Origin of the sequence: Streptomyces uncialis (assembly GCF_001905345.1) — a bacterium.
In the GTDB taxonomy this organism is placed as follows: Bacteria; Actinomycetota; Actinomycetes; order Streptomycetales; family Streptomycetaceae; genus Streptomyces; species Streptomyces uncialis.
Map to the genome: position 1 here is coordinate 141,781 of NZ_LFBV01000005.1, position 24,127 is coordinate 165,907.

Consider the following 24,127-nt stretch of genomic DNA (forward strand, 5'->3'; position numbering starts at 1 on the left):
GGCCTCCTCCAACCTAATTGATCAGGGACGCCGGCGGACGGCGCTCAGCCGCCACCGGCCGGGGCGGTGTCGGCGGGCCCGGCGGGCGCGGCCCGGGCGACCGGGACGAGCAGCAGGACGGCCGCCGCGAACACCGCCGCCGCGAGCAGGGCGGGGGTGTTGAGCCCCCAGGCGGAGGCGATCACCCCGCCGAGCAGCGCACCGGCCGGGGCCACGCCGATGCTCACCGTGCGGAACGCGGCGCTGACCCGGCCGAGGGCGCCGCGCGGGGTCCGCTCCTGGGTGAGCGTCACCTGGTTGACGTTCCAGACCATGCCCATCAGGCCGAGCACCGCGAGGGCGGCGACCAGCGCGACGAGGCTGCGCACCGTACCCGCCACGACGAGCGCGAGGACCTGCGCGGTCCCGGCGAGCAGGACCGCGCGTATCCGGCCGAGCCGGTCGCCGATCCGGCGGGCGAGGAACCCGCCGGCGAAGCTGCCCGCCGCGTACCCGGTCATCGCCGCCGCGTAGCCCCCCTCGCCGGTGCCCAGCCAGCCGGTCGCGTGGAGGACCAGGGTGGCGACGAGGGCGCCCATACCGATGTTGCTCAAAGCGGTCGACGCGCACAGGAAGCGCAGCGCCTTGTCCCGCCACAGGGTGCGCAGGCCCTCGGCGATCTCCTCGCGCAGGGTGCTGCCCGAGGGACGGGGCGGAGCGGCGGGCCGGGGCACCCGCAGGGTCGCGAGCAGTACCGCGCCCACCAGGTAGGTCACGGCGTCGGCGGCGTAGGGCGCGGCGGCGCCGAAGGTCAGCAGCAGCGGCACGAGCGGGGTGGCGACGAGGCCGCCCGCGAGCTGCTGACCGGTCATCAGACGGGCGTTGGCGCCGGCGAGTCCGCGTGGACCGACGAGGGAGGGCAGCAGGGCGGTCGCCGCGTTGTCGAAGAGGGTCTGGAGGGTGGTGAGGGTGAAGGCGAGGGCGATCAGCAACCCGATCGAGGCATGTCCCAGGGCGACGGCGACCGCGAACGCCGCCATCAGCAAAGCGCGCAGGGCATCGACCCACGCCATGGCGCGCCGCTGGTCCACCCGGTCGGCGAGGGCGCCGCCGAGCAGCCCGAACACCAGCCACGGCAGATAGCCGCAGGCGGTGACCGCGGCGACGAGCAGCGGCTCGTCGGTGAGGCCGGCGGCGAGCAGCGGCAGCGCGGCGGCGCGCAGCGCGTCCCCGAACTTGGAGAGCACCGCGGCCGTCCACAGCCGTCCGAAGCCGCCGCGCCATCCGACGACGCTCCCGTCCGCCGCCACCGCCTGTACCGCCGCCACCCCTGCCCCCCGATACGTCGATCACCGGTTTCCCACGCTAACCCCCGCCACTGACAACGCCCTTGACCTGCGGGAACGCGAACGGCCCCCGGGAGTACGGGGGCCGTTGCGCTGATGCGGGCGGGGACGGGCGGCGGTGGTGCGCGGCTGGGGAAACGCGGTCCGGCCGGACACCCGAGGGTGTCCGGCCGGATCGCCAACTGCTAGATCTCGCCGCGGAGTTTGGCGAGCGCCTCGGCGAGGATCGCCTCGCCGTCCGCGTCGCTGCGTCGCTCACGGACATAGGCGAGATGGGTCTTGTACGGCTCGGTCCGCGGTGGAGCCGGTGGGTTGTCCCGGTCCTGTCCGGCCGGAAAGCCGCACCGCGGGCAGTCCCAGTTGTCGGGGACCTGCGCGTCACTGGCGAAGCTCGGCTGCGTCTCGTGCCCGTTCGAGCACCAGAAGGAGATGCGCAGCCGTGGCGCGGACTCGCCGCGCTCGGCCTCGCCCATCGGCCCCGCACCGACCCGGCTTCCTCGGATCGCGTTGCCACTTGCCACGGTCGTAACTCCCTGCGTGATGGTGCCGCGAAGCGAGTCGGCGTAACGCTTCGCCGCGGGCGCCTCAGTCTACGTAAGGCCCAACGCGCGTCCAGTGAGGGGAGTTGCACCCCACGCCTAGACGCAAGCCCCATGATAGGCCGCGTCCGAGGACGCGGACCCTACATGGGGCTCGACGTGCGCTGTGTACGAAAGGCTACGAGGCTCAGTTGTTGAGCTTCATCATGATGCCGAGCGCGACGATGCACGCGAACCACAGCAGGCCGACCACAACGGTGATGCGGTCAAGGTTGCGCTCGGCGACCGAGGAGCCGCCGACCGACGACTGCATGCCGCCACCGAACATGTCCGACAGACCGCCGCCCTTGCCCTTGTGCATCAGCACCAGCAGCATCATCAGCAGGCTGAAGACGATCAGGGCGATCGAGAACCCCAAAACCACAGCGAACTCCCTTTCCGGGGTCTTCCCTCGGATCTTGATGGACGACGCGAGGGCCGAAGCGTACCTGGTGAGCGCCGTCGCGGCCGGTTCCCGGGCTGTTTCCCGGTGCCCGGTGCCGGACGCCATGCTCACTTTCCAGGCCGTCGGCCCCCGCAAGAGTACGACGGATCGCCGCTAGCGCATACTCACTGGTCGCGGAAGCGGACGATCTTGACGAACTCGTCGGAGTCGAGCGCGGCCCCTCCGACGAGAGCGCCGTCGACATCGGGCTGCGCCATGATCGCGGCGACGTTCCCGCCCTTGACGGAGCCGCCGTACTGGATGCGCACCTTGTCCGCGAGGTCCTGGGAGTACAGCTCGGCGAGCCGGCCGCGGATCGCGCCGCACACCTCCTGGGCGTCCTCGGGCGTGGCGACCTCGCCGGTGCCGATCGCCCAGACGGGCTCGTAGGCGATCACGATCGACTCGGCGTGCTCGGCCGGGAGGTCCTTCAGTCCGCCGTCGAGCTGGGCGAGCGTGTACTCGACCTGCTGGCCGGCCTTGCGGATGTCGAGGCCCTCACCGACGCAGAGGATCGGGGTGAGCCCGTGCCGGTAGGCGGCCTTGACCTTGGCGTTGCACACCTCGTCGGTCTCGGCGTGGTACTGGCGGCGCTCGGAGTGGCCGACGGTGACGTACGAGCACTTCAGCTTGGCCAGCATGAGGCCGGAGATCTCGCCGGTGTAGGCGCCGGAGTCGTGCGCCGAGATGTCCTGGGCGCCGTACTTGATCTTCAGCTTGTCGCCGTCGACGAGGGTCTGCACGGACCGCAGGTCGGTGAAGGGCGGCAGGACCGCGACCTCCACCGCGTCGTAGTCCTTGTCGGCGAGGGCGAAGGCGAGTTTCTGGACATGGGCGATGGCCTCAAGGTGGTTGAGGTTCATCTTCCAGTTGCCCGCCATCAGGGGCGTACGGGTCTGGTTCGTCATGGAAGGTTCAGTTCTCCAGTGCGGCGAGGCCGGGGAGCGTCTTGCCCTCAAGGTATTCGAGGGAGGCGCCGCCACCGGTCGAGATGTGTCCGAATGCCTGCTCGTCGAAGCCCAGGATGCGTACGGCCGCGGCGGAGTCGCCGCCGCCGACGACCGTGAAGGCCGGTGAGTCGAGCAGGGCCTGGGCGACCACTTTGGTGCCCTCGGCGTAGTCGGGGTGCTCGAAGACACCCATGGGGCCGTTCCAGAAGACGGTGGCCGTGTCGGCGAGCTTCTCCGCGTACAGCGCGGCCGTCCTCGGGCCGATGTCCAGGCCCTGCTGGTCGGCCGGGATCGCGTCCACGGTGACGGTGGCCGGGTGGGTCGGGGCCTTGGCCTTGAGGTCGGGGAACGCGGGGGCGACCACGACGTCGACGGGGAGCACGAACTCCACGCCGTTGGCCTCGGCCCGCTTGAGGTAGTCCTGGACGGCCGGGACCTGGTCCTCCTGGAGCAGCGAGGTCCCGACCTCGTGGCCCTGGGCCTTGAGGAAGGTGTACACCATGCCGCCGCCGATCAGGATGCGGTCGGCCTTCTCCAGGAGGTGGTCGATCACCCCGAGCTTGTCGGAGACCTTGGCGCCGCCGAGGACGACCGCGTAGGGCCGCTGGACCTCGTCGGTGAGCTTCCTCAGGACGCCGACCTCGGTGGCGATGAGATAGCCCGCGTAATGCGGCAGCCGGGCCGGGAGGTCCAGGACGGAGGCGTGGCCGCGGTGGACCGCGCCGAAGCCGTCGCCCACGTAGACATCGGCGAGGGCGGCGAGACGGTCGGCGAACTCGCCGCGCTCGGTGTCGTCCTTGCTGGTCTCGCCGGGGTTGAAGCGCAGGTTCTCGATGACGGCGACCTGGCCGGGCTGGAGGCCGTCCACGGCGCCGTGCGCGGCGGGGCCGACGGTGTCCTGCGCGAAGGCGACGGGCGCGCCGAGCAGCTCCCCGAGGCGTTCGGCGGCGGGCAGCAGCGAGAAGGCGGGGTCCGGGGCGCCCTTGGGGCGGCCCAGGTGGGACGCGACGACGACCTTGGCACCGGCTCCGACGAGGGCCTGGATCGTCGGCAGGACGGCGCGGATGCGGCCGTCGTCGGTGATGACACCTTCGGCGAGCGGCACGTTCAGATCGGCGCGGACGAAGACACGCTTGTTGTCGACGCCTTCGGCGAGGAGTTCGTCGATCGTCTTCATGAGTGGACTCCTAGAAAAAGGGCTCTCAAGGCTCTCGGGGCTCTGCGCGGCCCCGGGAGTCGCTGCGGAGCCCGTACCGGCTCCGCTCGGGGCGTGTGGACGTGACAGGGCTCGGGCGGCGCTTCCTCGCGCCGCCCGAGCCCTGTCACTCACATCGGGGTGCCTGCCGTGGCGGGAACGGGTTCAGAGCTGTTCGCCGACGAAGACCGTGAGGTCGACGAGACGGTTGGAGTAGCCCCACTCGTTGTCGTACCAGCCGAGGATCTTCACCGTGTTGCCCTCCTGGACCATGGTCAGGGAGGAGTCGAAGATGCAGGACGCCGGGTCGCCGACGATGTCCGAGGACACGATCGCGTCCTCGGTGTAGGCCAGGAAGCCCTTGAGGGCGCCGTCCTCGGAGGCCTTCTTGAACGCGGCGTTGACCTCGTCCTTGGTGGTCTCGCGCTGGAGCGTGACGACCAGGTCCGTGGCGGAGCCCGTGGGGACCGGGACGCGCATCGCGATGCCGTCCAGCTTGCCCTTGAGCTGCGGGAGCACCAGGGCGGTGGCCTTGGCGGCGCCGGTCGTCGTCGGGATGATGTTCTCGGCGGCGGCGCGGGCGCGGCGCAGGTCCTTGTGCGGGAAGTCCAGGATGCGCTGGTCGTTGGTGTACGCGTGGACCGTGGTCATCAGGCCCTTGACGATGCCGAAGTTCTCGTCGAGAACCTTGGCCATCGGCGCCACACAGTTGGTGGTGCAGGACGCGTTCGAGATGACGTGGTGCGCCGCCGGGTCGTACTTGTCCTGGTTGACGCCCATCACGATGGTGATGTCCTCGTCGCTGGCCGGAGCCGAGATGAGGACCTTCTTCGCGCCACCGGCGATGTGCTTCGCGGCGTCGGCCTTCTTGGTGAAGATGCCGGTCGACTCGATGACGACGTCGACGCCCAGCTCACCCCAGGGGATGTCGGCCGGGTTGCGCTCGGAGAGAACCTTGACGGTGCGGCCGTCGACGGTGATGGTGTCGGCGGTGTGCGACACGTCGGCCTTGAGACGGCCGAGAATGGTGTCGTACTTCAGCAGGTGAGCGGTGGTCGCGGTGTCACCCAGGTCGTTGACAGCCACGATCTCGATGTCTGCACCCTGCTCCAGCAGCGCGCGGAAGTAGTTACGACCGATGCGGCCAAAGCCGTTGATGCCTACGCGGATCGTCACGAACCGATCTCCTCGTTAGGTGCGCCGGGGTTCGACGCCCGGCAGTTGTATGGGATGTCCCCGACCAACTCCGACCCTACCTCTCCCCGCTCCCCGGGGTGACATCGAGCTACCGGTTCGCGGCGCGGCGGGCCGTACCGGCGGGTAGCGGGACGGTCCGCCGCGGGTCGCCGGGGCCCGCGGCGCACACGGAGGCCCCTCACGGGCCCGTGACGGGTCCGTGAGGGGCCTGGGAGGCGTTCCGGGCGGCCCGGGAGGCCGACGGTCGGCCCCGGGCCTCCCGGGGGCGGTCAGCGCCGCAGGGAGGCCAGCGCCTTGCCCATCAGGGCGGCCCGCTCGGCCGCGCCGGGCACATGCTCGAAGCCGAAGCCCAGCAGCACACTGTCACGCGCGGTGACGGCCGCGTACGAGCGGTACAGCTCACCGGTGCGGGCCCAGTCGCCGGTCACCGTGGGGCTGCCGGCCGGGGCCGGGGCGACGCTCCAGGTGCCGAGCGACGCCTCGAAGCCCTCGGTGTCCCGCGCGATGCCGCCGACGACGAGCTGAGCCTGGTCGGCGAAGACGCCGCGCTCACCGCTGCCCGGGTCGGTGACGTAGCTCAGCGACAGCTCGACCTTCTTGCCCGCGTAGGCGCTGAGGTCGAACGCGACCTGCTTCCAGCCGCCGGACGAGCCGGTGAAGCTGTTCCACGAGCCCGTGGTGCCGGTGTTCGCGCAGGCACCGGCCCCCAGGGTCAGGTAATGCCGCAGGAACGGGTGCCCGTTGACGAAGTACCCGGCCTCGCACTCGACGGGCGCGTCCGTGGAACTGGCGCCGTTCCTGTCGGGGAGCGTCGTCCAGTCGTCGGCGCCCTCGGTGTGCGCCTCCAGCAGCACATGGTCGTAGCGGTTCTCGACGTTCCAGTTGAGCGCCGTCCGCAGTTCGGGGGCGTCGGCGGCGGAGACCCCGGTGAGGTCGACGGTGCGGGTCAGCCGCTTCCAGTCCCGGTCGTCGTGGACGGCCGAGGCCATGCCCTGGCCGGTCTGCGGCGCGTACGGGTTGACGAGCCCCGGGTAGCCGCCCGCCGGAGCGCTGCGGAACTGCGGAAACTGCGCCGCGGGCAGCGAGTCGGACGTGACGAGATAGCGGCTGGGGGCGTCCAGCGGGTTGCCCGCGGCCCCGGCGAGCGGGGTCCCGGTGCCGCTGAGCGCGCCCTCACCGGTGAACGAGGTGACCCCGGGCGCCGTCAGCCGCTCGTACGCCCCGAGGTAGTACTGGGCGAAGTCGTTGGAGGAGGCGCGTCCCAGGTTGACGTTGCCGCCCGCGCGTTCGCCGGACTCGATCAGCTTGCCGCCCTCGTTGAGGTAGGCGCGCAGCGCGAGCTGGGTGGGCGCGCCGGGGGTGACGGCGCCGGTGTAGTGCACGACGGACGGGAAGTGCGCCAGCACACCGAGGGCGTGCGGGACGCCCTGGGTGGCGACGTCCCAGACGGCGGCGGATCGGCCGTTGGCCTTGAGCGCGGCGACGTAGGAGGCCGTCTGGGTGGCGGCGGCGCCTTCCTCGGCGACCACGAGGACCGAGGCCCTGGGGCGCTCGGCGACCGTGTACGTGAAGGGTTCGCTCGCGACCTTGCCGGAACGGGTGCGGCCGGTGAACCAGACCTCGACCCGGTCACCGGGGCGGGCGTCCTCGATCCGCGCGCGGTACTCGTCGAAGTACAGGTTGTCCTCGCCGCCGAAGGTCTCGCCGCCCTTCCAGCCGCGCAGGTCCTCGTCGTGCGTCCGGCCGCCGTTGATCCGGTAGTTGAGCTCCTTGTCCCGCACGGACTTGCGGGCGGTGACGGCGACCTCCTGGTCGGCCCCGCGCGCGTAGGACGTGGTGAAGGGGTGCGGGGTGAAGTCGGGGGCGTCGATCCCGGTGACGGACACGGGACGGTCGGGGCGGGACGCGGTCTCCGCCACGGCGAGCGCGAAGGGCAGGTTGGCGGTGAACTCCTCCTGGATCAGCTTCTCGTCGTCCGGGAAGGTGAAGACGGAGGCGCAGTCCTGGGCGTTCCAGGCGTCGTCGGGGTAGCGCTGCGAGATGGTCTGGCAGGTCGACATCTCGGGGGTGAACATCGCGATGCCGTTCACGTTGCCCGCGTGGCCGTCGGCCTCGCCGTTGGTCGTGTACAGCTCGGAGGAGACCTGGGGGCGGTAGCCGGGTATCGCGGGCTTCTCGGGGGTGCCTGCGAGGGCCTTGTACAGGACGTCGTCGGGGGTGTTGGTGGCCACCTGCCAGCCGACGCCGTAGAGGATCAGTTCGGCGGCGGAGTGGTAGTTGACGCCGTACTCGAAGCCGATGCGCTTCTGGAAGCGGTCGATGGCCCGGGTCTCGGGCTCGGAGCCGGGGCTCGCGCCGCGGTAGGTCTCCGAGGAGGGCGCAGGGGACGAGCCCTCGTCGTCGTAGCCCCATTTGTAGGGGAAGTTGCGGTTGAGGTCGACGCCGTCGCCCGCGGTGATCCGGCCGTCGCCGTCGATGTCGCGCAGGTTCTTGCGCCACTGGCGCTCACCGTCGGCGGCGTGGGTGAAGTCGTAGCCGTCGGGGTTGGCGGACAGCACGAACCACAGTTCGGTGGTGTCCACCAGCTTCTTGATCCGCTTGTCGCTGCGGTAGTTGTCGAGGTAGTGGTGCAGCAACCGCCGGGTCATCTCCGGGGTGATCCATTCCCGGGCGTGCTGGTTCGACATGTACAGGGTCGCGGGCCGGGCGCCGTCCTTGGTGGTGCGGGCGCCCTTGCTGACCTTCACCGCGAGGATGTCCTGGCCGCCCTGGGACTTCCCGATGGAGACGACCTTGGTGAGCCCCGGGTGGGCCTGCCCGGTGCGGACGATCTCATCCTTGAGCCCGCCCGGTCCGCTGTACGGGCGGTACACCCCGTCGCCCGCCGCGGCGACGCGTCGCTCCGCGGCGGCGGAGACCTGGCGTTCGGTGACGTCGACGCCCTGGCCCTCCAGATTCCGGGCCTGGCGGTCGGTGAGGTACAGCTCGACGCGCGCGGTGCCGCGCTCGGGTGCCCGTTCGGAGAGCTCGTGGGCGTCCTGGCCGGCCTTCAGGAGGAGCGGTATCTGCTCGCGGGTGACGTCCGCCTCGAAGACCTTGACGGCCTCCGCGTCGTCCGTCGCGGCCGGCGCGGTCCGCTCCAGCGCCCCGGCCTGGCCGAGAGGTGCGGCGGTGAGTCCGCCGAGGAACAACGCGCCCGTCGCGAGGATCGCTCTCGCTCTTCGTCTCATCTGTACCCCTGGTGGTGGTCCTGCACTTTTGTGGGCGCGTGCCAGGCTCACCGCCCTTCATGATCATGTCAATGGAGTGTTTTCAGCCTTTCTCACGGCAAGCGAGAACCCGGCGGGGGCACGGGAGCCACGTACGGTCACGCGGCTCCCCGGCACCCCGCCGGGCTCAGGGAAGAGAAACGGCTGCTCAGCCGACCAGGTTGTCGGCCATGTCCTCGGTGAGATTGGACTCCGTCCCCGGGATGCCCAGGTCGGACGCGCGCTTGTCGGCCATCGCCAGCAGCCGCCGGATACGCCCGGCCACCGCGTCCTTGGTCAGCGGCGGGTCGGCGAGCGCGCCCAGCTCCTCCAGCGACGCCTGCTTGTGCTCCATCCGCAGCCGGCCGGCCGCCGCCAGATGCTCGGGCACCTCGTCCGCGAGGATCTCCAGCGCCCGCTGCACCCGCGCGCCCGCCGCCACCGCGGCCCGCGCGGACCGCCGCAGATTGGCGTCGTCGAAGTTGGCGAGGCGGTTCGCGGTGGCGCGCACCTCGCGCCGCATCCGCCGCTCCTCCCACGCCAGGACCGACTCATGGGCACCGAGACGGGTCAGCAGGGCACCGATCGCGTCCCCGTCCCGGACGACGACCCGGTCCACCCCGCGCACCTCACGGGCCTTCGCCCCGATCTGGAGCCGACGGGCCGCCCCGACCAGCGCCAGCGCCGCCTCCGGTCCGGGGCAGGTCACCTCCAGCGACGAGGAGCGGCCGGGCTCGGTGAGCGAGCCGTGCGCCAGGAACGCCCCGCGCCATGCCGCCTCGGCGTCACAGGTGGCCCCGGAGACCACCTGCGGCGGCAGCCCCCGGATGGGACGGCCGCGGCCGTCCACGAGGCCCGTCTGCCGGGCGAGCTGGTCACCGCCCGCGACGACGCGGACCACGAACCGCGAGCCGCGGCGCAGCCCGCCGGGCGCCATCACGATCAGCTCCGAGCTGTGCCCGAAGATCTCCAGGATGTCCCGCTTGAGCCGGCGGGCCGCCATCGCGGTGTCCAGCTCCGCCTCGATCACGATGCGTCCGCTGACCAGGTGCAGCCCGCCCGCGAACCGCAGGATCGACGAGACCTCCGCCTTTCTGCAGCAGGTCCGGGTGACGGGAAGCCGGGAAATCTCATCCTTCACCGCTGCCGTCATCGCCATGGGCCGATCCTTCCATGCATCCGAAAAATACGGTCGTACGCGGCGGCCAACAGCTCCGGATCGTGCCTGGGGCTGCCGTCGGTCCGGGCGACCGGGGCCAGTTCGACCGTGGCCCCGAAGCCCTGGGCGGCTTCGGCGAGCGAGTCACGGTCCGGCACGGCGGCCTCGTCGGCGAGCACCACGTCCAGGGCGAGTTTAGGGGCGTGTCGTCCCAAAACCTCCAAATGACGCTGCGGGGAGAACCCCTCGGTTTCTCCGGGTTGGGGGGCGAGGTTCAGCGCGAGCACCCGGCGCGCCTTCGTCTCGGTCAGGGCGTCCCTCAGCTCCGGCACCAGGAGGTGCGGGATCACCGAGGAGAACCATGAACCGGGCCCCAGGACCACCCAGTCGGCGTCCAGGACGGCCCCCACGGCCTCCGGTACGGCGGGCGGATCGTTGGGCACCAGGTGCACCGACTGCACCTCACCGGGGGTGAGCGCCACGGTGGCCTGTCCACGGACCGTGTCCACGTCATCGGGACGATCCGGGTCATGCCCTCTGACCAGGGCTTCCAGCTCCAGCGGCACCGCCGACATGGGCAGTACACGGCCCTGCGCGCCCAGCAGCTTGCCCACCAGGTCCAGCGCGAGCACATGATCGCCGAGCTGCTCCCACAGGGCGACGATCAGCAGATTGCCGACGGCGTGTCCGTGCATCTCGCCACCGGACTGGAAACGGTGCTGGATCACCCGGGCCCAGGTCTGCCCCCAGTCGTCGTCCCCGCACAGCGCGGCGAGCGCCTTGCGGAGGTCCCCAGGGGGAAGAACGCCCAGCTCATCGCGGAGACGGCCGCTGGAGCCGCCGTCGTCCGCGACGGTGACCACGGCGGTGAGATCGCCGGTGATCCGGCGCAGTCCGGCGAGGGACGCGGACAGGCCCATGCCGCCGCCGAGGGCGACGACCTTGGGCTGTGCGCCGCGGCGGCGGACCCGCTCGGGCTTTTCACCCGGACGGAGGGGGGTGGTGCGGCCCAAGCGGCGCAACCGGAGTGTGCGCCCGGTCATTCGCGTCCCATGTCCCGGTGGACGACGACGGTCTCGACGCCCTCGGCGGCCAGCCGTGCGGCGAGCTTCTCCGACATGGCGACGGAGCGGTGCTTGCCGCCGGTGCAGCCGACGGCGATGGTCACATAGCGCTTGCCCTCGCGGCGGTACCCGGCGGCGATGAGCCGCAGCAGCTCGGCGTAGCGGTCCAGGAACTCCTTGGCACCGGGCTGGTTGAAGATGTAGGCCGAGACCTCCTCGTTGAGCCCGGTGAAGGGACGCAGCTCGGGGACCCAGTGCGGATTGGGCAGGAAGCGCATGTCGACGACGAGGTCCGCGTCGACGGGCAGCCCGTACTTGAAGCCGAACGACATCACGGTGGCCCGCAGCTCGGGCTCCTCCTCGCCCGCGAACTGGGCGTCCATCTTGGCGCGCAGCTCGTGGACGTTCAGGCTGGAGGTGTCGATCACCAGGTCGGCGTCACCGCGCAGCTCGCGCAGGAGTTCGCGTTCGGCGGCGATGCCGTCGACGATCCGGCCGTCGCCCTGGAGGGGGTGCGGGCGGCGCACGCCCTCGAAGCGGCGGACCAGGGCGTCGTCGGAGGACTCCAGGAAGACGATGCGCCGGGTGACGTGCTTGGACTCCAGGTCGGCGAGGGACTCGCGGAGGTTGTCGAAGAAGCGCCGGCCGCGGACGTCCACGACGACGGCGATCCGGGCGACGTTGCCCTGGGAGCGGGCGCCGAGCTCCACCATGGTGGGGATCAGCGCGGGCGGCAGGTTGTCGACCACGAACCAGCCGAGGTCCTCCAGACACTTCGCCGCGGTGGAGCGGCCCGCGCCGGACATCCCCGAGATGATCACCAGCTCGGGAATGGCCGCCTCGGGGACCCCGGGGGTGTCGATCGTCGCGCCCGTACTCACCTGTGCTCCGTCTTTGTCCGGTTCTGTGTGCTCGCCGTGCTCGCCCTGGGCCGCGGGGCCGTCGGTGGTGCCCCGCTCGCCGCCGTCACCCGGGGCGGACGTGGTGTCCGCCCCGTCACCTGTGGCGTCCGTGTCACCCGTGGCGTCGTGTGCGTGTCGATCGGTCATGGCTCCTGCCCCCGTCGGTTGTCCGAGGTGCCCGCGGACACGGGTTCCTCGTCTTCGATGATCTCTCCGGTCGCCGTGTTCACGGCGGGTGCGGCCGGAGCCGCTTCCGCGAGGGCCGCGGCGATCGTCAGGGCCGTCTTGCGGCCTATGCCGGGCACCTCGCAGATCTCGTCGATTGTGGCCGACCGGAGCCTCTTCACCGAACCGAAATGCTTGATCAGGGCCTGCTTGCGGGCATCCCCCAGGCCGGGGACGTCGTCCAGCGGGCCCGCGCGGAAGCGTTTGGCGCGCTTGGCCCGCTGATAGGTGATCGCGAAGCGGTGGGCCTCGTCCCGCACCCGCTGGAGCAGATACAGGCCCTCACTGGTGCGGGGCAGGATCACGGGGTCGTCCTCGCCGGGCACCCACACCTCTTCGAGGCGCTTGGCGAGCCCGCAGACGGCGATGTCGTCGATGCCCAGCTCGTCCAGCGCGCGCCGGGCGGCGGCGACCTGCGGCTGTCCGCCGTCGACCACCACGAGCTGCGGCGGGTACGCGAAGCGCTTGGGCCGCCCGTCGTCGTCGGTGGGGCCGAGGGGCGCCTCGGGCGTGCCGTCGGCCCGCAGGACGACGGGCGGGGCGTCCTCGGCGGGGGCGGCGGGGGCCGTGGCAGCGTCGGGTGCCGTGGGCGCGGCGGGCTCGGTCAGGGCGGCGGACGGGGCCGGTGCGGTGGGGTCAGCGGTGCCGGTGTCCGCGGCCGGGTCGGTGCCTGTGCCGGTGTCCGCAGCCGGGTCGGCGGACGGCGCGAGCTCACCGGGCGCGGCCGGGCCGTCGGACACAGGGAGGCCGCCGGGCGCGGTCGGGCCGGCGGGCACGGTGGCTTCCGCGTCGGCGGGGTCGGGCGGCTGGGTCCACTCCCCCGTGCGCTCCTTCTCCTGGAGATAGCGCCGGAAACGGCGGGTGATCACCTCGTGCATGGAGCGGACGTCGTCCTGGCCCTCGCCGTGCCAGAGCTGGGTGTCCCCCGCGCGGCCCTTGATCTGGAACCGCCGGTACTCGCTCTTGCGGGCGAGACCGTCCTCGAAGACGACCATCGAGGCGACCACGTCGTCACCCTGGAAGTGCGAGATGTCGTAGCACTCGATACGCAGCGGGGCGCTGTCCAGCTCCAGGGCGACGGCGATCTCCTCCAGCGCGCGCGAGCGGGTGGTGAGGTCGGAGGCGCGCTTGGTCTTGTGCAGCACGAGGGACTGCTGGGCGTTGCGCGCGACGGTCTCCATGAGGGCCTTCTTGTCGCCGCGCTGCGGCACCCGCAGCGAGACGTTCGCCCCCCGGCGGCCGGTCAGCCACTCCTGGACCGGCTCCGCCGGGTCGGGCAGCGCGGGGACGAGGACCTCGCGGGGCACGGCGTCACCGCTCTCCTCGCCGTAGAGCTGCTGGATGGCGTGCTCCACCAGGTCACCCGTGGTGACCGCCTCGACCTTGTCGGTGACCCAGCCACGCTGGCCGCGCACCCGGCCGCCGCGCACATGGAAGATCTGCACGGCCGCTTCCAGCTCGTCCTCCGCGAGGGCGATCAGATCCGCGTCGGTGGCGTCCGCGAGGACGACCGCGCTCTTCTCCATCGCCTTGCGCAGCGCCCCGATGTCGTCGCGCAGCCGGGCGGCCCGCTCGTACTCCATCTCCTCGGCGGCGTCGGTCATGCTCTGTTCCAGGCGGCGGATGTACGTGCCGGTGCGTCCGGCCATGAAGTCGCTGAACTCGTCGGCCAGTTCGCGGTGGTCCTCGGGGCTGATCCGGCCGACGCAGGGCGCGGAGCACTTGCCGATGTAGCCGAGGAGACAGGGGCGGCCGGTGCGCGCGGCGTTCTTGAAGACGCCCGCCGAGCAGGTCCGTACCGGGAAGACCCGCAGCAGCAGGTCGACCGTGTCCCGGATCGCCCAGGCGTGCCCGTACGGCCCGAAGTACCGTACGCCCTTGCGTTTCTGACCGCGCATCACCTGGACGCGGGGGAACTCCTCGTTCATCGTCACCGCGAGGTAGGGGTAGCTCTTGTCGTCGCGGTACTTGACGTTGAACCGGGGGTCGAACTCCTTGATCCAGGAGTATTCGAGCTGGAGGGCCTCGACCTCGGTGGACACCACCGTCCACTCCACGGACGCGGCCGTGGTGACCATCGTGCGGGTACGCGGATGCAGACCCGCGAGGTCCTGGAAGTAGCTCGCGAGCCGCTGGCGCAGGCTCTTCGCCTTGCCGACGTAGATCACCCGGAGGTGCTCGTCACGGAACTTGTAGACCCCCGGCGAGTCGGGGATCTGTCCCGGCTTGGGGCGATAGCTGGAGGGGTCGGCCATGTCTCACACCCTACTTGCGGCCACCGACAGCCGTGCCCCGACGGCCCTGCCCCGGGGTGCGGGCACGGGTACGGGCCGGTGCGGCACCGGGGTCCTCCGGTGCCGCACCGGCCCGCCCGGGGCCCGTGGCGCCCGGCCGGGGCCCCCGCGGGCGGTGTGTGGTTCCCGCGGGGCCCCGGCAGCGTGCCGTCCCGGGGCGTGGAGGGGGGCGGGCCTCATCCACGCCCCGGGACGCCGGTCAGCGGCCGGGAGGCACGCGCCGCCGCAGCGCGGCACCCGCCCACAGCAGCGTGGCGAGCAGACCCACGCCCGCCGCGCCCGAGGCCACCGCGACGGAGACGTTCAGCGGGTCGTCCGGGGCCGCCGCCCGCGCGGGTGCCCCGGCACCGGCGTCCGGGCGGGTGTCCTGCTGGGCCGGTCCGTAGCCGCCCGCCTTGCCGGACTTGGCGTAGGCGGAGCCCGGCAGCTTGTCGCCGTACGCACGCCGTACCCGGTCACGGTAGGCGTTCAGACTGGTGCCGTCGGTGCCCACCGCGGTGCGCGCCTCCTTGTCGAGAGGCACCACGCGCGCGTCGCGCTGCACGAACCAGGCGCCTATCTGCGGCTCCTGGAACACGGTCCCCCCGGGCAGCCTCCGTTCGCCCAGAGCCGTGTAGCGGGTCTCGTCGTCACCGGTGGCGATGTTCACCACCTGCCACACGCCCTCGTGACGGGCCGTCCACAGGGACGCCGTACGGCCGTCGGCGGACACCGCGCGGCTCGCGTGGTGGACGGGTACCGCGATCGGCGCGCCCCGCTTGCCCGCGGCGAAGTCCCGGGACAGGTGGTACACGGGTACCGCCTCCCCGTCGACACGCGGTTCACCGGCCACCCGCGCGCGGGTGCCGTCCCGGTCGAAGAAGCGGGTGAGGGTCTCCATGGCGGCCGGTGCGGTGGCCGCCTTGTCCGCGGCCGCCCGGCTCGCCGCCGAGGGGTCGGGGTCGGCGCCTGCCGTGGGCGCCGCGAGCCCCGTGAGCAGGGCGGCGGCGGTGACGGTGAGGGCGGCGCGCGACAGGGTGCGGGCCGGGGTCAGGTGTCGTGTCGTGGGTCGCACGCTTCTCACGCCCCGATCCGGTAGAGGGAGTGGGTCCAGCTGAAGGTGTTGTTGTTGACGTACCAGGAGTGCGACGCCCAGCTGTAGCGGTTGCTGCTGGGCCACGGGTCGCCCCAGTACACCCAGCTGCCCGAGTCGTCGTAGCCGTACAGGACGTGCATATGGCCGCCGCCGGCGGACCACTGGATGCGGGTCTCGACGGGCCGGTCGGCGTTGATCTCGGTCTGGAGGGCCGGGTAGCGGAGCCAGCCGTTCACATAGGAGCCGGGACTGACGCCGGTCCAGCGCAGACCGGTCTGGACATCACCCAGGGTGGCCTGCGAGTTGGGGCACGTGCTGTTCTGCGACCGGCCGAAGGCGGCGTTGCAGAACTGGTTCTGCGAGTAGGAGCGGCCGTACCAGGCGGCGATGGTGTTGCCCGCCGCCGCCCAGCACCAGTTGGTCTTCTGCTGGGCCTGCATGGTGATGTTCAGCCGCTTGGTGGCGAGTGCGGAGACGTCACCGGGGCCGGCCGGTCCCGGCCGGGTGCCGGGGACGCCGACCTCGGACGGGGCCGTCTGGGCATGGGAGGGGGCCATGGGGGTCCCGGCGGTGCCGAGCGGGGCCGTGGGGCCCGCCTGCTGCCAGGAGACCGCGGACGGGCCCGGGACGGGTGCCGCGGAGGCCATGGGCGCGGTGAGGGCGGCCAGGGCCGCCGCGGCGGCCGTCGCCGCGAGCAGCGCGGGCCGTCGGGTTCGGTGGGTACGGGGATGTCTGTGGCGCATCGCGATCCTCCCGTGGGGGTGGGGTGACTGGAGGAGCGCGTCCGGACGCTGGGATGAGCATCAAGTGTTGTCCGGTGCAGGTCAACACGATTCAATGCGGGATGACGTGAGTCCGTGAACGGGGGCACACCGATGTGAACAAGCCAGGGACGGCGACCAGGCCACCCCCGGCACCAGCGTCAACGGCCCGTGGAGCCGTTGTGGACATTCACAGAGAGGCCCTCCTGATGCGGCACGGCACACCCCCGTCGAACGCTCCCGCCGAGGAACAGGAACTGGACGCCGCGCTGCGGGCGGGGCCCTTCCACGCCGCCCTGCGGGCCGCGATCGCCGCGCGCAGCCTGTCGCTCCAGCGGGTCCAGCACCATCTCGCGCGCCAGGGCGTCAAGGTGGGGGTGACGAGCCTGAGTTACTGGCAGCAGGGCGCCCGCCGCCCGCAGCGCCCGGAGTCGCTGCGCGCGGTCCGCGCCCTGGAGGAGATCCTCGAACTGCCCGAGGAGTCCCTGATCCGGCTGCTGGCGCAGCCCGGGGGCGTCGGCGGGCCGCGGCGCCCGGCGGCCCGCACCTACCGGTCCCTGGTGGAGGCGTCGGGCGTGCTGGAGCGGCTGCTCGGCGAGCTGGGGTCCCCGCTCGACGGAGGGCTGCACACGATCGGGCACCACGAGCGGGTCAGCATCGGCGCCCGGCGCGAACTCCTCGGCCGGGAGTCCCACCATGTGGTGCGCGCGCACAAGGACGGCGTCGACCGCTATGTCGCCATCCATCACGGCGACCCGGGCTGCGCGCCGGAGCGGGTGACGGTCGGCGCGCTGGAGAACTGCCGTACGGGCCGGGTCCGCTGGCACGGCGCCACCGGCGTCCTGGTGGCCGAGTTCCTGTTCGACACCCGGCTGCGCGCGGGTGACACCCATGTGTTCCGCTACGCCTTCGAGGACGGCACCGCGGGCGCCTCCCAGGAGTACGTGCGGGGTTTCAGCTTCGCGGGCGGCCAGTACCTGCTCCAGGTGCGGTTCGCGGAGGAGGCGCTGCCGGTGCGCTCCCACCGGTTCGTCCAGCACTCGGCGGCGGCCCCGCGCCAGGCCCGCCACGAGCTGGACCTGAACGGCCGCCACCGCTGTGTGCACTTCGTGGAGCCGCAGGTGCGGGCCGGGCTGCTGGGCATCGACTGGGACTGGGACTGACCGGCCGGTCGCGCCCCGGTCGGTCGGGCCCCGGTCGGCCGTTGTCGCCGCCGTCGCTGTCAGGCCTCGGTGGGCCCGGCGACCAGTCGTCCGTTCTCGACCCGGACCGGCACCTGGGGCAGCGGCACCGTGGCCGGGCTCTTCAGCACCTCACCCGAGGTGGCGTCGAAACGGCTGCCGTGGCACGGGCAGATCAAGGTGGTGCCCTCCATCTTGTTGATCGGGCACGCGGCGTGCGTGCACACACTGCCGTACGCGGTGAGGGCACCGTCACGCGCGCGCGTGACGACCACCTTCTGGTCCTTGAACAGCCTGGTCGTGCCCTTCGCGACCTGCCCTTCGGGGCCCAGGTCGACGGGCGCCGTCGGGGTGGCCGTGGCCGCGCGGCCGCTCCCCTCGGTGGAGCAGGCGGCGAGACCGAGTCCGACCACCGGGATGGCCGCGGCTCCCTGGAGCAGGGCGCGGCGGCTCGGCGTCGGGTGCGCTGACATGGCGTCTCCATGGGTTCGTGCTGGTCAGGCCGGATTCCACCCGGTCGGACGATATCGGGGACGACCCTACCGGCCCCGACCCGGCCCGTCCGGCGGGGGTGACGGGGAGGGAACCCGGCGGCCGGCGGGCCCACGTACCCTGCGGTCGGGGTCGCCACCCCGCACACATCGTGCCGTCCGGACGGGAGGGGGACCCGTCACCCGGGAGCGGCGGAAGGGACCACAGTGATCGTCGTCGCCGGAGAAGCCCTCATCGACCTCGTACCGGAGCGGCCCGACGCGCTGGCGCCGCTGCTGCCCCGGCCCGGCGGCGGGCCGTACAACACCGCCGTGGCGCTGGGACGGCTCGGCTCCCCCACCGCGTTCCTGTCGCGGGTCGCCACGGACGGCTACGGCGAAGCGCTGCTCAAGGGGCTGCGGGAGGCGGGCGTGGACGTGTCGTCCGTCCAGCGGGGCCCGGAGCCGACACCCCTGGCGCTCGCGTCCGTGGGTGAGGACGGCTCCGCCTCGTACACCTTCTACGTGGACGGCACGGCCGACCGGCTGTTCACGGCGCCCGAGGCGCTGCCGGACGGGACGCGCGCGGTGGCCTTCGGCACCTGCTCCCTGGTGCTGGAGCCGGGCGCGAGCGCGTACGAGGCGCTGCTGCGGCGGGCCCACGCGCGCGGGCTCCTCACGCTGCTGGACCCCAACATCCGGGCGGCCCTCGTCCCGGGCGCCGACGCGTACCGCGCGCGGTTCCGGTCCTGGCTGCCGTCCGTGACGGTGCTCAAGCTGTCCGTGGAGGACGCCGACTGGCTGGGGGGCACTCCACGGGAATGGCTCGCGGCGGGCCCCCGCGCGGTGGTCCTGACCCGGGGCGCGGCGGGGCTGACGGTGCACACCCGGGACGGTGGTGAGCTGAGTGTGCCGTCCCACCCGGTTGACGTGGTCGACACGATCGGCGCGGGGGACACCGCGGGTGCCGCCCTGCTGCATCTGCTGGCGGCCCATGACGCGCTGTCCGCCGCCGGTGTCGCGGCGTTGTCGGCGCGGCGGTGGCGGGATGTCCTCACGCGTACGGCGCGGGCCGCCGCGATCACCTGCTCCCGGCCGGGCGCGCAGCCCCCGTGGGCCCGGGAACTGGACGACGGGCCCGGCTCCGGGACCGCGTGAAGCCCCGCACCGGTGCGATGCGGGGCTTCACGGGTGTCACCACCCGGGCGTCGGGTGTCACCCCCCGGGCCGTCGTACCGGGTCAGCTCTTACGGGCCGCCGCGGTCGAACCCCGCTTCGCGGGGGCCTTCTTGACGGCCGTCGCCTTCTTGGCGGCCGTGCTCTTCGCCGCCGGGGCCTTCTTGGCGGTGGCCGGCTTCGCCGCCGTCGTCTTCGCGGCGGTCGTCCTGGTGGCGGTGGCCTTGGCGGTCGTCTTCGCCGCGGTCTGCTTCGTGGCCGTCCGCTTCGCCGCGGGCGCCTTCACGGCCGGGGTCTTCGCCGCCGGGGTCTTCGCCGTGCGCTTGCGGGCCGGGGGCGTGAGCTCCTGCGGGACGAGGACGCCCTGGAGGAACTTGCCCGTGTGGCTGGCCGGTACCCCGGCGACCTCCTCGGGGGTGCCCTCGGCGACGACGAGTCCGCCGCCGTTGCCGCCCTCGGGGCCCATGTCCACGACCCAGTCGGCCGTCTTGATGACATCGAGGTTGTGCTCGATGACGATGACCGTGTTGCCCTTGTCGACCAGCCCGGACAGTACGGTGATCAGCTTGCTGATGTCCTCGAAGTGCAGACCTGTGGTCGGCTCGTCGAGGACGTACACCGTGCGGCCCGTCGACCGCTTCTGGAGCTCGCTGGCGAGCTTCACCCGCTGCGCCTCACCACCGGACAGGGTCGGCGCGGGCTGACCGAGACGGACGTACCCGAGGCCGACCTCGAACAGCGTCCGCAGGTGGCGGGCGATACCGGGAACGGCCTCGAAGAAGCCGAGGGCCTCCTCGATGGGCATGTCCAGCACCTCGGCGATGGACTTGCCCTTGTAGTGGACGTCCAGCGTCTCCCGGTTGTAACGCGCTCCGTGGCAGACCTCGCACGGGACGTACACATCGGGCAGGAAGTTCATCTCGATCTTGATGGTGCCGTCGCCGGAGCAGTTCTCGCAGCGACCGCCCTTGACGTTGAAGGAGAAGCGGCCCGGCTGGTAGCCGCGCACCTTCGCCTCCGTGGTCTCCGCGAAGAGTCTGCGCACATGGTCGAAGACACCGGTGTACGTGGCCGGGTTGGAGCGCGGGGTACGGCCGATCGGGGACTGGTCGACATGCACGACCTTGTCGACCAGGTCGTCGCCCTCCACGCGCGTGTGCCGCCCGGGGACGCTTCGGGCGCCGTTCAGCTCGCGCGCCAGATGCGTGTACAGGATGTCGTTGACCAGGGTCGACTTGCCCGAGCCCGACACACCGGTGACAGCGGTGAGCACACCCAGCGGGAACGACACGTCGATGTCGCGCAGGTTGTTCTCACGGGCGCCGTGGACCGTGAGCCGGCGGGTGGGGTCCACCGGGCGGCGCACATCGGGCAGCGGGATGGACTTCTTCCCGGACAGATACGTGCCCGTGATCGACTCGCTGTTGGTCAGCAGATCGGCCAGGGGGCCGCTGTGCACGACATTGCCACCGTGCTCACCCGCGCCGGGGCCGATGTCCACCACCCAGTCCGCGACCTTGATGGTGTCCTCGTCGTGCTCCACCACGATCAGGGTGTTGCCCATGTCCCGCAGCCGCACCAGTGTCTCGATCAGCCGGTGGTTGTCACGCTGGTGCAGCCCGATGGACGGCTCGTCCAGCACGTACAGCACACCCACCAGGCCGGAGCCGATCTGGGTCGCCAGCCGGATGCGCTGGGCCTCACCGCCGGACAGGGTGCCCGCCGCGCGGTTCAGCGACAGATAGTCCAGCCCGACGTCGACCAGGAACCGGAGCCGTTCGTTGACCTCCTTGAGGACGCGCTCGGCGATCTGCTTGTCCCGGGCGTTCAGCTTCATCCCGCCGAGGAACTCCGCGCAGTCGCTGATCGACATCGCGGCCACGTCGGCGATCGACTTGTCCATGACGGTGACGGCCAGCACGATCGGCTTGAGACGGGTGCCCTCGCAGGTCGGGCAGGGCACCTCGCGCATATAGCCCTCGAAGCGCTCCCTGCTGGTGTCGCTCTCCGCCTCGCTGTGCCGCCGCTTCACGAACGGCACGGCGCCCTCGAAGGCGGTCGTATAGGCCCGCTCACGGCCGTAGCGGTTGCGGTAGCGGACCTCGATCTGGGTGCGGTGGCCGTTGAGCAGGGCCTTCCTGGCGCGCTGCGGCAGCCCCGCGAAGGGGATGTCCGTACGGAAGCCCAGGGCGTCCGCCAGGGCGTTGACCAGCCGCGCGAAGTAGTCCTTGGTGTGGCCGTGCGACCAGGGGTGGATCGCGCCCTCGTCGAGCGACTTGTCCTCGTCGGGGACGATCAGCTCCGGGTCGACCTCCATACGGGTGCCGATGCCGCTGCAATCGGGGCAGGCGCCGAAGGGCGAGTTGAACGAGAAGGAACGGGGCTCCATCTCCTCGAACGACAGGTCGTCGTAGGCGCAGTAGAGGTGCTCCGAGTACATGCGCTCGCGCTCGGGGTCGTCCTCGGGGAGATCCACGAAGTCCAGCACGACCATGCCGCCGGAGAGCCCCAGCGCGGTCTCCACGGAGTCCGTGAGCCGCCGCTTGGCGCTGTCCTTGACGGTGAGGCGGTCGACGACCACCTCGATGGTGTGCTTCTCCTGCTTCTTCAGGGTGGGCGGCTCCGAGAGCTGGATCGTCGCGCCGTCGACCCGCGCGCGGCTGTAGCCCTTGGTCTGGAGGTCCGCGAACAGCTCCACGAACTCGCCCTTGCGCTCCCGCACGAGCGGCGACAGCACCTGGAAGCGGCTGCCCTCGGGCAGCTCCAGGACCCTGTCCACGATCGCCTGCGGGGACTGCCGGGAGATCGGCCGCCCGCACTCGGGGCAGTGCGGCTTGCCGATCCGCGCGAAGAGCAGCCGGAGGTAGTCGTACACCTCGGTGATCGTGCCGACCGTGGAGCGCGGGTTGCGCGAGGTGGACTTCTGGTCGATCGAGACCGCCGGGGACAGGCCCTCGATGAAGTCGACGTCGGGCTTGTCCATCTGGCCGAGGAACTGCCGGGCGTACGAGGACAGCGACTCGACGTAGCGCCGCTGGCCCTCGGCGAAGATCGTGTCGAAGGCGAGCGAGGACTTGCCCGAGCCCGACAGACCCGTGAAGACGATGAGCGAGTCGCGTGGCAGATCGAGCGAGACATTCCTCAGATTGTGCTCGCGGGCACCACGGACGATGAGACGGTCGGCCACGCCGGTCCGCACCTTTCTAGAGTGAAGCGACAGGAGCGGCGCCCCCGTCCTTCCCGGACTCATGAGGGCCGCCGTCAGCGATGGGCGGGTTCTGCTTCTGCTGGGCGGGACCGGCTGCGCCGTGGTCCCCGACTACCAAGCATGCCCGATGCCTGAACCGAGCTTATAGCACGTGCATTCGATTTAGGGCCCAGGTGTGCCACCTTCACCCGATCGAGTGGCGGGGATATCGTGACGACCATGAATGATCATGTACGCGACCTGGCAGCTGTACGTGAAGCGACCGAACGGCTGCTCAGCGCGGCCAACGGTCTGGACAACGCGTCGCTGGCCGAGCCGTCACGGTTGCCGGGCTGGAGCAGGGGCCACGTCCTCGCCCACCTGGCCCGCAACGCCGACGCACTGGTGAACGTCCTCGGGGGCCATCCGATGTACCCGAGCGCCGGGGCCAGGGACTCCGACATCGAGCGGGACGCCGACCGCGACCTGGGGACCCACCTCAAGGACGTCCGGGAGAGCTCCACCCGTCTGGCGGTGGCGGCCCAGATCCCGGCGGACTGGTCCCGCACGGTGGAACTGCGCAACGGCGTCACGGACAGCGCCTCCCGCCTCCCCTTCCGGCGTCTGGTGGAGGTGGAACTGCACCATGTGGACCTCGGTATCGGCTACGAGCTGGAGGACCTGCCCGCCGGATTCGTCCAGCAGGAGATCAACTTCCTCGCGGAACGCTTCCGGGGCCTCGAATCCGTACCGGCGGTCCTGATCCGGCAGGACGACGGACGGCTGGTCCGCACCGGGCACCAGGGCGGCACCCCGCTCACCGTGACCGGCCGGCAGGCCGACCTGGTCGGCTGGCTCGCGGGCCGCCGCGACGGCGCCGCCCTGACCGTCACGGGCGGCCCTCTGCCGCTTCTGCCGCCCCTCTGACACGCTCCGAGGGCGCCGGGCACCCGGAGCGCCGGCCTACCCGGTCCCGGCCGCTCCACAGCCGCTCCGGCGCCCTCCCGGGGCCGGGGGCCGCTGAGTAGGCTGGCCCCCATGACGTACAGCGGAGTGGTCAAGGTCGGCGGACCTGCGGATGTGCACGAACTGCGGAACCTGATGATCTCCAAGGTCGCGGTAGGACCCATGGAGAACAACGCGTATCTGCTGCGCTGCCGCGCGACGGACGAGCAGTTGCTGATCGACGCCGCCGCCGACGCCCGAACCCTGCTGACACTGATCGGCGCGGACGGGATCACCGCCGTGGTGACCACGCACCGGCACGCCGACCACTGGCAGGCGCTCGCCGAGGTCGTCGCCGCGACCGGCGCGCGCACCTACGCGGGCCGCTACGACACCGAGGGCATCCCGGTGCCCACCGATGTCCCGGTGGCGGACGGTGACACCCTGCGCGTGGGACAGGTGGAACTGCGTGCCGCGCATCTGAAGGGCCACACACCCGGCTCGATCGCCCTGGTGTACGACGACCCGCACGGGCACCCGCACGTATTCACCGGCGACTGCCTCTTCCCCGGCGGTGTCGGCAACACCCGCAAGGACCCGGAGGCGTTCGCGAGCCTCCTGCACGACGTCGAGACCAAGATCTTCGACACCCTGCCCGACGAGACCTGGGTCTACCCGGGGCACGGCAAGGACACCACCCTGGGCGCCGAGCGTCCGCAGCTGCCCCAGTGGCGGGCGCGCGGCTGGTAG

At 71.8% G+C, this 24,127-nt stretch carries 19 protein-coding genes; 4 read left to right on the top strand and 15 right to left on the bottom strand.

Annotated elements, in window-relative coordinates:
• Positions 1–44: 44 nt before the first annotated feature.
• The 13 genes from AB852_RS20935 to AB852_RS20995 form a co-directional block, all read right to left on the bottom strand.
• Positions 45–1,307, bottom strand: a complete 1,263-nt coding sequence (locus AB852_RS20935; RefSeq protein WP_073790818.1) for an MFS transporter — start codon at positions 1,305–1,307, stop codon at positions 45–47.
• Between the two features lie 203 nt (positions 1,308–1,510).
• Complete coding sequence (locus tag AB852_RS20940) at positions 1,511–1,846, bottom strand: RNA polymerase-binding protein RbpA (RefSeq protein WP_073790820.1); 336 nt, start codon at positions 1,844–1,846, stop codon at positions 1,511–1,513.
• A gap of 205 nt (positions 1,847–2,051) precedes the next feature.
• On the bottom strand, positions 2,052–2,288 hold the full coding sequence (gene secG / locus AB852_RS20945) for a preprotein translocase subunit SecG (RefSeq protein ID WP_178391092.1): 237 nt from the start codon (positions 2,286–2,288) through the stop codon (positions 2,052–2,054).
• 185 nt (positions 2,289–2,473) lie between these two features.
• A complete protein-coding gene (gene tpiA, locus AB852_RS20950; protein WP_073790822.1) occupies positions 2,474–3,256 on the bottom strand; it encodes a triose-phosphate isomerase in 783 nt (260 codons plus the stop codon).
• A 7-nt stretch (positions 3,257–3,263) separates the two neighbouring features.
• The gene (locus tag AB852_RS20955) at positions 3,264–4,475 is read right to left on the bottom strand and encodes a phosphoglycerate kinase (RefSeq protein WP_073790824.1); all 1,212 of its coding nucleotides are present in this window, start codon (positions 4,473–4,475) and stop codon (positions 3,264–3,266) included.
• 183 nt (positions 4,476–4,658) lie between these two features.
• Positions 4,659–5,669: a type I glyceraldehyde-3-phosphate dehydrogenase gene (gap, locus tag AB852_RS20960; protein WP_073790826.1), complete on the bottom strand. Its 1,011-nt coding sequence runs from the start codon at positions 5,667–5,669 to the stop codon at positions 4,659–4,661.
• A 290-nt stretch (positions 5,670–5,959) separates the two neighbouring features.
• Positions 5,960–8,920 (bottom strand): M14 family metallopeptidase, encoded by a 2,961-nt coding sequence (locus tag AB852_RS20965; protein WP_073790828.1) that lies wholly within the window; start codon positions 8,918–8,920, stop codon positions 5,960–5,962.
• Positions 8,921–9,107: 187 nt separating this feature from the next.
• On the bottom strand, positions 9,108–10,097 hold the full coding sequence (gene whiA / locus AB852_RS20970) for a DNA-binding protein WhiA (RefSeq protein WP_073790830.1): 990 nt from the start codon (positions 10,095–10,097) through the stop codon (positions 9,108–9,110).
• Positions 10,088–11,140, bottom strand: a complete 1,053-nt coding sequence (locus AB852_RS20975; protein ID WP_073790832.1) for a gluconeogenesis factor YvcK family protein — start codon at positions 11,138–11,140, stop codon at positions 10,088–10,090. Before AB852_RS20975 ends, whiA begins: the two co-directional genes overlap by 10 nt.
• Positions 11,137–12,210 (bottom strand): RNase adapter RapZ, encoded by a 1,074-nt coding sequence (gene rapZ / locus AB852_RS20980; RefSeq protein ID WP_079184815.1) that lies wholly within the window; start codon positions 12,208–12,210, stop codon positions 11,137–11,139. Before rapZ ends, AB852_RS20975 begins: the two co-directional genes overlap by 4 nt.
• Positions 12,207–14,543, bottom strand: coding sequence for an excinuclease ABC subunit UvrC (gene uvrC / locus AB852_RS20985; RefSeq protein ID WP_073790834.1), 2,337 nt, complete (start codon positions 14,541–14,543; stop codon positions 12,207–12,209). Before uvrC ends, rapZ begins: the two co-directional genes overlap by 4 nt.
• Positions 14,544–14,781: 238 nt before the next feature.
• Positions 14,782–15,636, bottom strand: coding sequence for a hypothetical protein (locus tag AB852_RS20990; RefSeq protein WP_073790836.1), 855 nt, complete (start codon positions 15,634–15,636; stop codon positions 14,782–14,784).
• Positions 15,637–15,641: 5 nt separating this feature from the next.
• A complete protein-coding gene (locus AB852_RS20995; RefSeq protein WP_073790838.1) occupies positions 15,642–16,400 on the bottom strand; it encodes a papain-like cysteine protease family protein in 759 nt (252 codons plus the stop codon).
• A gap of 227 nt (positions 16,401–16,627) precedes the next feature.
• Between AB852_RS20995 and AB852_RS21000 the strand changes: the two genes are divergently transcribed.
• On the top strand, positions 16,628–17,581 hold the full coding sequence (locus AB852_RS21000) for a hypothetical protein (RefSeq protein ID WP_073790840.1): 954 nt from the start codon (positions 16,628–16,630) through the stop codon (positions 17,579–17,581).
• A gap of 59 nt (positions 17,582–17,640) precedes the next feature.
• Here AB852_RS21000 and AB852_RS21005 read toward each other — a convergent pair whose 3' ends face one another.
• Positions 17,641–18,072 carry a Rieske (2Fe-2S) protein gene (locus AB852_RS21005; RefSeq protein WP_073790842.1) on the bottom strand — a complete coding sequence of 144 codons (432 nt, stop codon included), beginning with the start codon at positions 18,070–18,072 and terminating at the stop codon, positions 17,641–17,643.
• A 225-nt stretch (positions 18,073–18,297) separates the two neighbouring features.
• Here AB852_RS21005 and AB852_RS21010 point away from each other — a divergent pair, with 225 nt between their 5' ends.
• Positions 18,298–19,227 carry a carbohydrate kinase family protein gene (locus AB852_RS21010; protein ID WP_073790844.1) on the top strand — a complete coding sequence of 310 codons (930 nt, stop codon included), beginning with the start codon at positions 18,298–18,300 and terminating at the stop codon, positions 19,225–19,227.
• Positions 19,228–19,309: 82 nt separating this feature from the next.
• On the opposite strand, the gene uvrA is transcribed toward AB852_RS21010, so the two are convergent.
• Complete coding sequence (uvrA, locus tag AB852_RS21015; protein ID WP_073791642.1) at positions 19,310–22,432, bottom strand: excinuclease ABC subunit UvrA; 3,123 nt, start codon at positions 22,430–22,432, stop codon at positions 19,310–19,312.
• 240 nt (positions 22,433–22,672) lie between these two features.
• Here uvrA and AB852_RS21020 point away from each other — a divergent pair, with 240 nt between their 5' ends.
• On the top strand, positions 22,673–23,359 hold the full coding sequence (locus tag AB852_RS21020) for a maleylpyruvate isomerase family mycothiol-dependent enzyme (protein ID WP_073790846.1): 687 nt from the start codon (positions 22,673–22,675) through the stop codon (positions 23,357–23,359).
• A gap of 111 nt (positions 23,360–23,470) precedes the next feature.
• Positions 23,471–24,127 (top strand): MBL fold metallo-hydrolase, encoded by a 657-nt coding sequence (locus AB852_RS21025; RefSeq protein ID WP_073790848.1) that lies wholly within the window; start codon positions 23,471–23,473, stop codon positions 24,125–24,127.